General features: G+C 44.4%; 12 protein-coding genes. All 12 read right to left on the bottom strand.

The features are described 5' to 3' along the window. The gene (tadA, locus tag JR334_11660) at nucleotides 1-1578 is read right to left on the bottom strand and encodes a Flp pilus assembly complex ATPase component TadA (GenBank protein ID QRN85587.1); all 1578 of its coding nucleotides are present in this window, start codon (nucleotides 1576-1578) and stop codon (nucleotides 1-3) included. Then, the gene (locus tag JR334_11655) at nucleotides 1568-2281 is read right to left on the bottom strand and encodes a hypothetical protein (protein QRN85586.1); all 714 of its coding nucleotides are present in this window, start codon (nucleotides 2279-2281) and stop codon (nucleotides 1568-1570) included. The genes tadA and JR334_11655 overlap by 11 nt, the downstream gene beginning before the upstream one ends. After that, nucleotides 2271-2996 (bottom strand): SAF domain-containing protein, encoded by a 726-nt coding sequence (locus JR334_11650; GenBank protein QRN85585.1) that lies wholly within the window; start codon nucleotides 2994-2996, stop codon nucleotides 2271-2273. The genes JR334_11655 and JR334_11650 overlap by 11 nt, the downstream gene beginning before the upstream one ends. 116 nt (nucleotides 2997-3112) lie before the next feature. After that, a complete protein-coding gene (locus tag JR334_11645; GenBank protein QRN85584.1) occupies nucleotides 3113-4516 on the bottom strand; it encodes an amidohydrolase in 1404 nt (467 codons plus the stop codon). A 129-nt stretch (nucleotides 4517-4645) separates the two neighbouring features. Continuing rightward, the gene (locus JR334_11640) at nucleotides 4646-6358 is read right to left on the bottom strand and encodes an aldehyde ferredoxin oxidoreductase (protein QRN85583.1); all 1713 of its coding nucleotides are present in this window, start codon (nucleotides 6356-6358) and stop codon (nucleotides 4646-4648) included. A gap of 134 nt (nucleotides 6359-6492) precedes the next feature. Then, nucleotides 6493-7494, bottom strand: a complete 1002-nt coding sequence (locus JR334_11635) for an ornithine carbamoyltransferase (GenBank protein QRN85582.1) — start codon at nucleotides 7492-7494, stop codon at nucleotides 6493-6495. Between the two features lie 28 nt (nucleotides 7495-7522). After that, nucleotides 7523-8734, bottom strand: coding sequence for a YgeY family selenium metabolism-linked hydrolase (locus JR334_11630; protein ID QRN85581.1), 1212 nt, complete (start codon nucleotides 8732-8734; stop codon nucleotides 7523-7525). A 458-nt stretch (nucleotides 8735-9192) separates the two neighbouring features. After that, complete coding sequence (locus JR334_11625) at nucleotides 9193-10563, bottom strand: serine hydroxymethyltransferase (GenBank protein ID QRN85580.1); 1371 nt, start codon at nucleotides 10561-10563, stop codon at nucleotides 9193-9195. Nucleotides 10564-10732: 169 nt separating this feature from the next. Further along, complete coding sequence (locus JR334_11620; GenBank protein QRN85579.1) at nucleotides 10733-11740, bottom strand: XdhC family protein; 1008 nt, start codon at nucleotides 11738-11740, stop codon at nucleotides 10733-10735. Then, nucleotides 11721-12530, bottom strand: a complete 810-nt coding sequence (locus tag JR334_11615) for an EF2563 family selenium-dependent molybdenum hydroxylase system protein (GenBank protein QRN85578.1) — start codon at nucleotides 12528-12530, stop codon at nucleotides 11721-11723. The genes JR334_11620 and JR334_11615 overlap by 20 nt, the downstream gene beginning before the upstream one ends. Continuing rightward, complete coding sequence (gene yqeC, locus JR334_11610; protein QRN85577.1) at nucleotides 12521-13885, bottom strand: putative selenium-dependent hydroxylase accessory protein YqeC; 1365 nt, start codon at nucleotides 13883-13885, stop codon at nucleotides 12521-12523. The genes JR334_11615 and yqeC overlap by 10 nt, the downstream gene beginning before the upstream one ends. 95 nt (nucleotides 13886-13980) lie before the next feature. Further along, the gene (locus JR334_11605; GenBank protein ID QRN85576.1) at nucleotides 13981-14517 is read right to left on the bottom strand and encodes a helix-turn-helix domain-containing protein; all 537 of its coding nucleotides are present in this window, start codon (nucleotides 14515-14517) and stop codon (nucleotides 13981-13983) included. Nucleotides 14518-14736 lie beyond the last annotated feature (219 nt).

Below are 14736 nucleotides of genomic sequence, written 5' to 3'. Positions count from 1 at the left end.
TCAATCTCTCCATTCTGAGGCTAGTTTTTCACAACGCCGGCGGCTAACATATCGGCTCAACTTGTCAATATAGGTATCCGACGGCGGCTCCAAATGTACAAACCCATTCTGCTCATAGTCATATCTCGCCAAGACTCTTAACTCATACGGTTTGGGATCTAGCCTGCGAATAATCTCCAACCTGCGAAGTTCCTCAAGAGATAAATGCTCCAGGTGAAGTTCCTTGCGTCTCACCTCCACTATTTCTTCCACCACAATTCGTCTACTCTCATAAGGATGTCTAGCTAGATGAATAATCAAATCCAAGCTATCCGCCAAATTTTCCTCAGCCATCCGGCTCTGCCTTTCACTCTCCTTTAAAAGATTTGCACAACAGCGAATCGCTAAGGACGCTTTGGCTGCATGCAAGGTCCCGCCAATACCTGCATTAAGTCGTATCGCCCCACGAACCAAGCTCTCCATTTCCTCACGGCAGGTAATCTCTCCCACTACCAAAACATCTCTCGATGTTTTCAACATATAGCGAAAGCCCTCTTCAATACTCAAATGAGGATTTTCAATCACCGCTAAAATGTTCTTCTCCGGGTAATGCTCTTGAACCCTGAGCTCATTTTCCGTATCCAGAATGCCAATGCCCCAATAGTTTGGAATTTTCTCAATTAGGGCAGACAAAAATGTGGTCTTTCCAATACCCATCTCTGAGCCCGTCACCAAAAAGGAACCCCTCCCCCTTTGGTTTTGGCAAAGCAATCGATATATCTTTTGGTCTATCGTGCCATATTTATCCCGTAAGGTTTCCAAGGTCACCTTCTTCAGGTTGAACAGGCGCTCATTGAAATAGAGATCACCCGGACCGGGTGTTGCCAAATATCCTGCCACCGTAACCCGGGAGCCAGATATTTTATCTACACTTAGAGCAGGTCGGTTGTAGTCATATTGCGGTCTAGCTCGCCCCGCGGCCTTTTTCTGCACCCGGTAAAGCGCAGTATTGGAAGCAAAAGATAGTCCTTCCAAACGAATCTTTCTTCCCTGGAACACGATATAAATATAGTCGGAACGCAATACCCCCATCTCATCAATATTTTGGTATTGCAAGGAGTCAAGCACATCTTGTCCATTTTCCTGGGCAAATATCATTCGAGCTAGCAGCCTTCTTCGGTAGGTCAAATCCCCTAGGTTCGCGTCAAGCCTGGCTTTTTCATCCACCAAAAAGTCTTCTAAGTCTTCCCGCCTTAGTGCCGCTGACTCGCATTGCCTTAACAATTCTTCCAAACCACCAAGGTCTAGGACTAATTCCAGTAAAAGCCAGTAGGAATGAGGTGGCATGAAAAATTCCTCCATGGCTTCATCCTTTAGCTCTCTAGCTAAGACACTCGCGTAAAGGAGCACCATATGATTTTTAGATTGCAACAGCCCCTGCATCGCTTCCTCTCGTGTTTTTTGCCAGGACTGCCACTTACTTCTGGCCGTTTCCTTGCTCAGCTTAAAAGCCTGGGCATATTTTTGGGGTTCTTCCAAAATGGAGGATACCGTGCAGTAACAGGTAGAAAGAAAGGAACGCATCCACTTATCTTTCATCTTGTTTTCTCCTAAAACGATGTAACACTTTGTAAACTGGATTTCTTTCCATAACCCGCTCTGGAAAAAACAAATTTTCGACACTCCCTTGTACTGCCTGCCCATAGGAAGAATTAAGCAGATTTCTTAGATTGAGTGGCTCTAGCCACTCCCGTTGTAATAAAGGGCAGGAAGGCAGTAGCGTAAAGGGTTTTCCAAAAATTCCATCGTATGCCTTATACATTTCTAGGCAACAATTTTCCTCAGACAAATGACTAACAAAGAAATGTTCCACTTGAAGCTCATCTACCCGTTTCTTATCTAGTTGCAGCCAGAGTGGATTGGGAGGAAGAACAAGGAATCTTCTAGCAGGCCTTCTCGTAAACCCTTCCGCAAGCAGTACCATTTCCGCCTTTATGCTCGCCTCCTTTTGCATTTCCATCTTCTCCCGTTGACTAAGAACCGAGGACGATTCCAAGATGCGCAGGTTGGAATGCAGTTCAGTCGCATAGTCTAAAACAGGGGTATTGGCTTTCCCTCGCGCTAGGTCCAGCAAGTAGGCATCTGCTGCACCACTAGGTTTTTTGCAAAATTTCTGATCCAATTTCAAGCTATCCGAAAGAACCAATACCTCCTTATCCATACCCGCCAAAATCCAGGCCATGGTTCGTATCAGGCTGGTCGCACCTAGTCCTGTTTGTAGTCCCATAATTTCAATTCTCATATTTTTCCACCCTCTTCGTAGGGGACTCTATGCAAGGAGACTGTGGTTGCGTTGAATCCAGATATAGTCTGGCGCTAAACGTTACCACCCCCCGTACTTTTTCTATTAGACGCTGCTCATAATCATCCACTGGAATCAAGATTTCAGTCCTACCCTCTTCAGTAGTCTGCACCTGCATGAGGGGTGTTTTGCTAACTAAAATCTCATAGGTCCCATCATCTCGATGTGCAAGCAAATCTATGTTTCGGCCGGCCTCAAGACTGCCTAACAAATCCTCCCTAAGGCTTACACTAATCAAGCGATAATACCCTTCTTGCCTGCTATCCTGTGTTTTCAAGCTCTCCAGCACCAGTATTTCACCACCGCCTATGTTTCTTTCAACAATCTGTCCTTCTATTTCATCTAAGCTGCTCAAATAATGTTCTGGCAGAAAAAGCACCGGTCTTTCCACCAGTTCTATCTTGGCGAGCGCCTCCTCATCAATGGCACTCCCCTTGCTGAGTCTAGTATTTTCTTTTAGCACCAAAACCAGATCCTGTTCCATGGCATCTAAGTCCATCGTGCTTCGAAGGTATGCCTCTTGCTTTTTTAATTCCCCAGGCAAGGCAATCTTCTGAAAGTAGTATGACAAGCCAACCAATAACAGCGCCAGGACAATACACAGTATCCGGGGATAATAGCCTGGCAGTCTTTTTCCATGAACCATCCACTTCATAGCGACCTCCTCAAATCTCTATTCGTAACCGCTTAGTAATCCCCTATCCTTTCACTCTTCTTTAATGAATTTGGAACAAAAAATATAAAAAAAAGGACCCCGAAGGGTCCCTACTACTAGTAAGCTAAACTTTTAAAAGGTCTTTTTTTCAAATGGTCTGTTCCAGCTCTGCGGGCTAAATCGTCTGCTGTAGCCTGACCTGAGGCAGCAAGTGCACTCTCGTTCAATCCAAGTATGATGGAGTTTTCCATAACCACTTTGCCGTCTATGAGTACCGTTTCCACATTCTTGTTGCCAGATGAATAAATCAAGGTAGAAATCGGGTTGTGCATCGGTATGGCTTTCATATCGAGTGCCGGGTCAAATAAAAACAAATCCGCTTTCTTTCCAACTTCTAAAGAGCCAATCTCATGATCTAGACCTAGCGCTTTCGCCCCCTCAATCGTGGCCATCTCCAATACCTTGCCAGCCGTCATGATGGTTGGATCCCGGTGCGTAACCTTCTGCAATAGCGCCGTCATCTTCAATAGCTCAATCATGTCATTCGAGTTATTGCTGCCTGCTCCATCTGTTCCCAATCCCACCGTCAAACCGGCCACATTGAATTTGGGAATTGGTGGTACGCCGGATGAAAGATACATATTGGATACAGGGTTATGGGATATCTTGGCGTCAAATATCTTGCTCATACGAATGTCCCGGTCTGTTAGGTAAACACAATGCACCATCAAGAAGTTGGGTCCCATGATACCCATTTTTTCCATCACATCGATGTCGGGAAGACCATGCAATTCTTCTGATGCAGCTCGGTCAAACGGCGTTTCAGAGATATGGATGGTTATGCCGGTTCCAATTTCATTCGCTAAATCTCGCGTCATATTGAGTGAGGCCGCTGAGTTACTCCAAACTGCTGCTGGTGCCAACCAGATTTTGAGCCGCTCATTCTCGGTATTGTGGTAGGCTGCAGCCAGTCTGCGAACGTCTTTTTCAATCACATCTACCGTCTGAGCCATCTGAGGACGCACACCAAACTGGAATCCATCATCCATGTAGCCACGGGCTAAAATACCCCGGACACCCAATTCCTTGAAGGCTTTAAGCACACCATCCGAAAGATTCTCTCTAGGATGAGGATACATGTAGTCTAGTTGGGTAGTAACCCCACTATGTATACCTTCCACCGTACCAATCAAAGCACCGGTATAGCAATCCTCTTGGGTTAGATGAGTGCTGCTGGGAAAGGTCATATCAGAAAGCCAATCAGAGAGCACCTTATCATCTCCCAAACCCTTTAACAAGGTCTGGAAAAGATGGTTATGGGTATTCACCAGGCCGGGAAACACTATCTTCCCTTTCGCTTCAATGACTTTCTCTACACTAAGGTATTTTTGATCCATTTCCGCAACCGGACCAATTTCCAAAATGCGTCCTTGGTCAATTGCCAAGGAATGCTCATACAGAGTCTCTCTCTTGCCGTTCATCGTGACAATGATGGCATCGCGTATCAATACATCAATCATTCGTACACCTCCGAATAAAAAATTAAGGCCTTGCTTACGCAAGGCCTTAAACTCTAGTTTAAGTAGCCACTATGCCGTGACGAGGCTTAAAACCATTTTACCCGAAGACAGGAATAATTGCAAGATGCGTTATTCCTGGTCCTCCCACATTGCATCCAATTCTTCATCCGTAATATCCCACAGTAAATCGTAGGGTGGAAGAGGTTCTTCCTTCATGAATTCCGGAATGCGGTCGGTGCTCTTACCTAGTCCGCACTTCTCGTTATAGGCCTTTTCGGACATAATCAAGTCTATGGCCCATTTATTTAAGCTTTCAATCGTTTCTTCACGATTATACAAAGTATTAATCATATCTCTAAGAAGTTCTGGTTGCATAGCCGTTGCCGAAGTAACAAAGGCGCAAATTCCAGCAATATCATATAAGGCTCTCGTAATTTGCATATTTCTAGATATTCCTACCCAACCCTCGTTTTTATCATGGTGGTCCTTCGGAATAAAGACCGTAAGTCCTGCCGTATGGTCTGCCCCCATAGGAGTCGTAGCATAGGTAATTCCTGTGCCTTTCACACCACGCGGGTCATATGCACTCATCGTTTGATCTTTAACAGTCGGGATCCGTCTGACGCCTAACAGTTGTCCTGCACGGCTGGCACCGTTTCCGGCAATTCTTCCACGCATACCACCGGTATACACTTCGTTCATGATGGCTTTAAATCCTTCAAAGTCACCGAACTCTACCATGCCACCTTCAGCCATGACGCCCAATGCACCACCCAATTCAATGGTATCTAGTCCTAGATCGTTGGCAATATAGTTTAGTTCGCCAATTTCATCCAAGGTACCCAAGCCCAAGTTGGAGCCCATCAAGGCAATCGTCTCATACTCCAATGGTGCAACCAATTCTTCACCATTGGCCTTAGGCACTACGTTTGAGCATTGTACGATACATCCTGGCATGCAGGGTTCCCAATTGCGTCCGCAACCACCACGTTCCTGGATCAAATCGTAAAGTGCTTCACCAGAAATATCCTCCGCATGCTCAAAAGTACCTTCTGAAAAATTCCTAGTAGGAAGTCCACCCAGTTTTTGAACCGGCATCACCGTGTCAGCGGTACCATATTTTTTCATGGCTTTTGGACGATCACTGGTTGCGATACAAGTATTAAAAGCCATTCTGGCTTTCTTAAAGGCATCCGAGTTTCTATTAGGCAGTTGGTAACTACCTTTTCTAGGAATCAGAATCGCTTTCACGCGTTTCACTTCACCCATCACCGCACCGATTCCTCCGCGCGCTGACATTCTGCTTTGTCTTGAGAACATATCGGTATTGGCTATACCACTACCCATCATGCCATACTCACCAGAAGGTCCCACCGAAATAATGGCATAGTCTTCGCTATATTTTTCAAACAATTTCTTCGCTAGGCTGAAGTTGCCCAAGCCAGAATATTCCTTAGCGTCGATAAATTCCACCGTATCGTTTTCAATTTTAAGTAACCAAAGAGAATCCTTATCTGCTTTTTCTTCCAGGATAATACCCCGAATTCCTTGTTTTGCCATGGAATTCGCCACGATACCACCACTGTTGGCTTCCTTCACACCACCAGTAAGAGGACTCTTACACCCAATAGAAATCCTGCCACCAGAAGAAACTGCTGAATCTGGCATAAGGCCAGTCGCAAATATCAGCTTGTTGTGTCTTCCCATAGCATCACAGCCTGGAGGAATCTCTTCTGTAATAATCTTATTGGTTAACCCTCTACCACCCAATAGCTGGTCATCACCCGTAAGTTCTTCAAATTTGTAGCTCTGATCGGCTACATTGATGCGCAATAATTTCATAATTACACCCCTATTCATTTCGTATAATCTCATTATATCACAAGTCTTCAGACAATCAACGGATAATTGGAACCGGTTCTATCCACCACAAAAAAAAGAGACTGCCAATGCAGTCTCTTCCATTTTTAAGATTACTATCTTTGTCCACCAACGTTACCCATGGTCAATGCCATCAGTGCTTTAATGGTGTGCATTCTGTTTTCAGCCTCATCGTAAAGAACGGATTGAGGACCGTACATAACTTCTTCAGTTACTTCGCTACCTACATCAGCAGGCATGCAGTGCATGTAGATGGCTTGCTCTTTTGCAAGTTCCATTCTTCTTTGGTCGATGATCCAGCCTGGATTAGCTTCAATCATTTCAAGACCAGCTGCTTCGTCGTTGCCTACGTGCATGATTGGGCCCCAACCTTTTGCATAGATGATATCAGCATCAGTACAAGCTTCGTCCATATCGTGAACGATTTCGAACTTGCTGCCGTTCTTTCTAGCATTTTCTTCAGCCAAAGCTACCGCTTCAGGAAGAATATCAAATTTCTCTGGGTGAGCCAAGGTAACGTCCATGCCAAAACGAGTCATGATAGATACCAAGGAGTTAGCCATAGAAAGAGGTCTCATGTAGTTACCAGCAGAAGTCCAGGAAATAACAAATTTTTTGCCTTTCAAATCTCTGCCGAATTTTTCTCTAATGGTGAACATGTCAGCCAAAGCTTGCGTTGGGTGCCAAATGTCACACTGCATGTTGTAAACAGGAATGTTGGAAGCTGCTGCAACTTTTTGCATCCAATCGTTTCCGCCAACCAAGGTGTTACGGATACCAATACCGTGGCCCATTCTGCCCAATACTTCTACAGTATCTTTAGGAGTTTCGCCATGGTCAACTTGAGTAGCTTTGGGAGTCAGGTAGTTACCGTGACCACCCAATTGAGTAATACCACACTCAAATGCGTTTCTAGTTCTTGTAGATTCCTCGAAGAACAGCATGAATAAAGATTTTGAACGCAGGATATCGTCGTGCTGAATACCCAGGGTGTTTTCCAGTTTTAATCTCTCAGTGGTGAGAAATAGTGTTTCCAACTCTTCGTTGGTCCAATCTTTGGTAGATAACAAGTGTTTGCCTTTTAATAAAGTTTTCATCTTTTTCTCCTCTCCTTAATAGCAATGCTTATTTTTCACTGGCAGTCAGTGCTACCAGTGCAAAAAACTTAGATGCGGCCAAGTACTCATCTACGTTGACTTTGTCTTCCGTAGAATGGCACAGGCTGGAATCCCCAGGGCCAAAGCCCAATGCAGGTACGCCAGTTTTGGCACACAGGGAAGTTGCGTTGGTGCAAAAGTCCCATTTGCTTACAACTGCTTTTTTGCCGAATACAGCTTCAAAAGCTTCAATACCAGCTTGTATGATTTCATGGCTTTCAGGAATTTCCCATGAAGGGAAGTAATCTTCAGCGTTGATTTCATAACCGGTATAGCTTACAACTAATTCTTCATCGATTGCTGCTGTTGCATCCGGTACCAAGTCCAAAACAGGTTTAAGCTCTTTAATTAGGTCTTCTCTAGACTCGCCACAGGAAATTCTTCTGTCGCAATAAATGGTTACTTCACCAGGAATAGTATTCAAGCTAGGTGTCTTACACTCAACTTTAGTTACTTCGATAGAACCTTTACCCAAAAATGGATCTTCTTTAAAGTCATCAAAAGCATCAATTCCTTTAATAATTGGCAAGGCTTTAATCAGCGCGTTCTCACCCTTCCAGGCACAACTGCCATGGGCACATTTTCCAGGAACGGTAATCTTAATCAACGCTCTGCCTTTATGACCACGCTTCAATTCTCCATCTGACGCTTCGGATACAATAATGTAGTCCGGGTTAATGTCTTCTTCAAGCTTCATCATTTCTTCTGCGCAGGAACCTTCCACATCTTCTTCAGAAATGGAACCACCTACCCACATGGTTACCTTGTCATCTAAGCCAAGATCTTTGATGGCTTTAGCTGCCCAAACGATGGCGGACAATGGACCCTTATCATCTACAGCGCCACGGCCCCAGATATCTCCATTTTCGTCCATTTTGCCTTCTAAAGGATCAAATCCCCATTCAGAGGCATCACCAGTTTCAACAGTATCAATGTGTGCATCGTACAATAGTACCTTATCACCATGTCCTACACGGCCATGGATGTTTCCGATAGCATCGATACGTACTTCATCGTAACCCATTTCTTCCATTTTCTTGGCCAACCAGTTAACGGCTTCGCCTTCGTTGTAGGTTACGCTCTCGATAGAAACGAACTCACGTAGAAATGAGATCATCTCACTTTTGTGTTCATCAATATAATCACTAATTTGTTTCGTGATGTCAGTAATGTTTTCCATAAACTACCTCCTCCTACTACAAACCCATCTTTGCAAGTGCATCTTATTCTTACACAGTACCCATATCCCTGTCAATAACCCTTATTGAGATATTTTGAATTATATTCCGGACAAATTAAGGAGTTCAAACTGTTATACCTCTGTTTTACTCGGCATAAGTCCTATTTACTCTCTTTTACTCAATTGTGTGAAAATATGTATCCCTATCTCGCCGGCATCTGGTCGTAAAAAATTATTTTTAAAAATTTCTCACGAAATCTTTTTTTCACCACACCAGTCCTCGATAAGAAAGGGGGCAGGATGCTCCAACACGGTAGGTTGAATCCCGAGCCTGCACGCGGTGAGCATGCTTTTGCCGGTACACATCAAAGTGCACCTCCAAATGCTGCTTTTTCATCCAACATTCAAGGTGCACTTCTTTCAATCATATTGTTCTGTATAAACGTTCTGGGTAAACCTTATTTGGTCAGGCGGCTCCATAGTTCTCCAGCCTTATCCTTGGCTTCATTGGCCAATTCAAATGCGCTACCCTTTATGTCTTCAAAACCATCTTTGGCAGATAACATTTTATCGGTCATATCATCCAACGCTTTTAGGTCAGAGTACAGAGGGTGTGCATCACAGATAGCAGTTACTTCTGCTTGCAGTCCTGCAAGGTTGCTATCAAATTCATCGGATAATGCACGGTCAATCAGGCTAGCGACTTTCTTCATATCCTCTTCTTTGAAACCTCTAGTCGTAGCAGCAGGAGCACCCAAGCGGATACCACTCGTAACGAATGGGCTCTCTGGATCAAATGGAATCGAGTTCTTGTTGCAAGTAATTCCAATTTCATCTAAACGAGCTTCTGCAACTTTTCCTGTCATATTTCTAGAACGTACATCAACCAACATTACGTGATTGTCTGTACCACCAGATACGATATGTAGTCCAGCTTCACTTAAGGAATCGGCTAGGGTTGCTGCATTATTGATAACCTGTTGCTGATAGGTTTTAAATTCTGGTTGTAGGGCTTCTTTAAAGGCTACCGCTTTCGCTGCAATAACGTGCATCAATGGGCCACCTTGCAAACCTGGGAATATTGCCTTGTCAATTTTCTTAGCATGTTCTGCTTTGCAAAGAATCATACCGCCTCTAGGTCCACGCAATGTCTTATGTGTTGTAGTGGTTACAAAGTCTGCATACGGTACGGGTGAGGGATGAAGGCCAGTTGCTACCAAACCAGCAATATGAGCCATATCTACCATCAAGAGTGCGCCGACTTCATCTGCGATTTCTCTAAAGCGTTTGAAATCAAAAACTCTAGAATAGGCAGATGCACCAGCTACAATCAGCTTGGGTTTGACTTCTTTGGCTCTTTCCAAAACAACATCCATATCAATGGTTTCCGTGTCAGGCTGAACACCATAGGATTCAAAATTAAACCACAAGCCAGAAATGTTAACCGGTGAACCATGAGTCAAGTGACCACCGTGTGCTAGGCTCATGCCAAGTACGGTATCACCAGGTTTCAGGCATGCTAGGTATACACCCAAATTGGCGCTTGCGCCTGAGTGAGGTTGTACGTTTGCATGGTCAGCGCCAAACAGTTCACAAGCCCGTTTTCTAGCCAAATCTTCGGCTACGTCAACATACTCACAACCACCATAATAACGCTTTCCAGGATAACCTTCCGCGTATTTATTCGTAAGAACGCTACCTTGCACCTGCATCACGGCAGGGCTAACAAAGTTTTCGCTGGCGATGAGCTCGATTTTTCGGTCTTGTCTTGCTCTTTCCTTTTGTAGTACTTCAGCAATTTCTGGATCAAATTCCTTTAATCTAATCATAACTACACCTACCTATATTTTATTTTAACCCTAGATGGGGCTCTTCCTATTATTTTACAACATTCTTTAATATAAGTTAACTTATATTTTCAAATTTCAACCCGGTTAATTTCATTATTTGATAAAAACACCAGCAGGAGCCGCTTTTATCCAGATAGTAATCTCGAAATTATGAGAAATGAGCAATCCGATCTCGTCTAAGCGCAATAATTTCAGACATAATAGAAATGGCAATTTCCTGCGTGGTCTCCGCCCCTATTGGCAATCCAATCGGTGTATAGATTGAATCCAACAGTTCCCTGTCATAGCCTTCTTCTTCTAAATTGTTAAGAAGTGTTTTTACCCTAGACTTAGATCCAATCATTCCAATATACTTACACGGATTCTTCAATATTTCTCTAAGACAAATCATATCGTAGGCATGCCCTCTAGTAACTAGCACCACATAGGTAGCCGTATCAAAACCAATCTCAGACAACGCCTTCTCAAAGGGTTTACATAGGACTAAATCTGCCCATGGAAAACGTTCCTTATTGGCAAACTCAGGACGGTCATCTATGACAGTCACCTCAAACTCGCAGCGAGAAGCCATCTCCGTAAGCGGTATCGAGATATGTCCACCCCCAAATACCACCATCTTTTCATACGGCGTAACTGCCTCAATCACCCACCGACCTTTGACACAAAACTTATCACGGTGTAACAATCTCGTCAAAAGTTCATCCGGCAGCAATTCACGGGCCAGTTCCGACTGGTTCTTGGCTTCTTTTTCAGAAACAAGAATCTTTTTATCTCCTTCCAAATCACGAAAGAGAATACCTTGCTCCTTGTTGTTTAGCAAAGACAGAATCCTTTCATAGGTTTTTGTCTCCCGTACATACTCCACGTGGGTCTTCATGGTGCCCCCACAAATCATGCCTTCTTTCATGGCTATATCGTCTTGCAACGTGATTTGAGAGATCGCATTCTTTTTATCCTTAATCACGCTAAGAGCAAACTGGCGAATTCGTTCTTCGCCGGTTCCGCCCCCCACCGTTCCAACAAAGCTTCCATCGGAAAAGACCAGCATGTTCGTCCCCTCATGACGAGGGGTCGAGCCAGTGGCTTGAATAATTGTAGCCAAGGCCATTTCCCTACCTTTGTTGTTTACAATCTCCTTAATGATCTGAAAATCCATCAATCCCTCCCAATTGTTCCATCACCGCAAGCAAGGTTGCACCACCTAGTGCTCTCGCCTTATCGGATATGCTGTAGCAATTCTTCTGTACCGGTCTAGGATCAACATCTCCCACCTTCATGCCAGGAAATACAGCCAAGCCAGTTTTCAACAGTCCTCGCACTACACCATCGAAAGGAGCCTTAATTGCATTACCATCTACTTCGGCAACCAGTTCATGCTCTTTTACATAGTCGCCAATCTGTACAATTTCCTTGAAAAGTCCTTCCTTCGGTGCTCTTAGCACCCTATCTGCACTTCGGCCACCGATGATGCCCGGTGTATTGGTGTTGGGTAGTGCTTCCCCTTTAAGAATAATTCTTCCTAAATCATGTCCCCGCATGGTCTCAATCACCACATGAACATCCCTGCCGGCACAAAAGCCTGGGCCCAATCCAATAACCAGTTCCGCATCATCCATACTGGTTCCAAGATTTTTTTTGGCAAGAATGGCGTCTACTACGACTCGCGGTTGAAACTCTTGAATAATCTTGGCCTCAGGGTCCGCCAGTACGGGAATGCTATTTTCCGCTAGTATCTCTTGGTAGTTTGAAAAATCAGCTCGTTTGGCTACCATATTTTCCACCACAGCCTTCTCTTTATACATGCAATCCGCAAAGGATACCGTCCTACGAATAACTGTGGGTTCTGCGATTTCCGTCATAACGACCTGAAAGCCAGCTCTTTTGAGTACATAAGCGACGCCTGTTGCAAGATCTCCGGCGCCTTTCACTACAATTTTCATTTCCATGCCTCTCTTTCACGTACATGCTCTAAAATCTCTTTTTGGTCTACATCTTCTATTACGGCCTGATCAAGGACCGGACAAAAGGTAATCCTGTCCTCATGACGCTTCAGTACTTCTCTTGCACCTACGTCTCCTTGAACCGCTAACAATTCAGAAAATAAATCTGCTGGCACATAGGCGGGGTGGCCCCTTCTTCCCTCATAGCTAGGCAACACAATGCGATTCGAATTGGCAAGCACATATTGGTAGAGTTTTGCCAACGTCTCCTCTTTCAGGTGCGGCATATCACAAAAGGTAATCCAAATACCATCCAGCTTGAGTTCCTGCAAGGCCTGCACACCGGCAACCAAGGAGCTTCCCATGCCCTGCCTATAGTTTGGATTTTCTATGATTTGCACGCCCGGAAGTGAACTTTGTGCCATGATTTCATCTAGATTGTGTCCCAAAACTACGGAAACCTCCCCAAAGTCCTGGTAAAGGGAAACCGTTTTTTCTAAAAAGTTCATTTCTCCGCAGGAGAGGGTCTGCTTGTCCCGGCCCATGCGGCTGCTTGTACCAGCAGCAAGAACTAGCGTTGCCAGGCACATCTCGTATTCCTTTTTAGCCAACAGTGAGATGACTTTGCAGTCAACCCCCCTCTTTTCAAGAAGTCTCTTACATTCTAAGGCGAAGCTCCTCTTTTCTTGGGATTCGGATTTGTTGAAAATTACTTTAAGACGTTTTTTATTGTGCACACCTTTCATATATCCTTCAGGATGTACGACAAGATTTGCAAGTTCTTCTGCCCCTAGGATAAAGGGGGCATCCTTTCGCAACACCTTCAGAATATTTTCATAGCCATATACCATATCTGGGTCTAGTCTTTCTCCTAGAACTTCACTTCCAATTAGTACAACCACATTTCCCTCTTCAGAGATAACCGGTTCATGAGGGTAGGGCGCTTTCAAAGGACGGTTCCGAGCACCGTCTGCTTCCACAAGCAGGATAACTTGCTCGTGAAGATATTCTTCCACCTGACGTCTGATGGCTTCTAACACTTCTGGTTCATGCCCAAGGTATTTCTTTTTTTCAGGCCAAGTGGATCTGTAGAGAACTGGAATTTCTCCCGCTCGCCAGATTGCCCGCAAAGCCTCCAAGTCCTGCTTGGTCAGTCGATCCCCAACCTGCAAGGTGTGGTAATCCGTAAACTCGCTTATTAGCACCTTGGTGGTCGTAGCGATGAGCACCTTTAGACCTTTTTCAAGGCAGGTCTCCGCCACATGCCGGATGGTACTAGTCTTACCGCCTCCACCGATGAAATAGTGTACCTTTTCATCACCCGCGATCAGCCAATTGGTTAACAATAATTCATGCTCCATATCGTTCTCCTCATTAAAACATAACGATTGATTCTATTATACCACTTTCCTGCATTTGCGCATCCTGGTACAAAAAAAGCCGCACTAGGCGGCTATTAAAATCTCGGTGGTGTAATGGCAGACAAAAATACCATCTCGTCTTCCCCTGCATTGCGAATGCTGTGGGGCAAGGAGGCAAAGTAATAAATGCTATCACCCTCCTGAAGCGTATAGGTCTGTTCGCCAATCTTAATCTCCATCGTTCCCTGCATTACCAAATTACACTCTTCACCAGGGTGGACTGATCCTTCTTCTCCTACATCTGTATTGGGTTCAATACGCGCAATAAATAATTCCATCGCCCGGTTTACATCTGGTGTCAGTAATTCATAAATCAAGTGGGATTCCGGTAGTTTCAGTGTCTTTCGTTCTGAACGACGCACTACGGGACTGGATTTCTGATCGTCTATCAAGAAATAGAAAATCGGCACATCCAATGCTTTCGCAATCTTTCTAAGTGATGAGATGGAAGGTTCAGCCAAATCACGTTCAATTTGACTTAAAAAGGAAGCCGTCAGACCAATTCTCTCCGCCAGTTCCTTTAAGCTTAAATTCTTTTCACTTCGCTTTTTGCGAATTTTATCACCTAACATCAAATTCCTCCAGTGTTTAGTCTCACTCTATATTACTCTAATTATTTAAATATATCTACATAAATTCACAGTTTTCCCAGCAAAAAGTATTTATTTGCTTTTTTTACAAAACAAATCACGGGTCCATTCCCTCGGCCCAGGCACCGAGTCGCGTCCGGCATCTGAGCTCTCGACGCATCATTGCTTTTCGCTAGTATTTTGCAATAAAAAAGGCACCAC

The organism is Clostridia bacterium (assembly GCA_016887505.1).
Lineage (GTDB): Bacteria > Bacillota > TC1 > TC1 > UBA5767 > UBA5767.
This window is presented reverse-complemented; position numbering and strand designations above follow the sequence as displayed.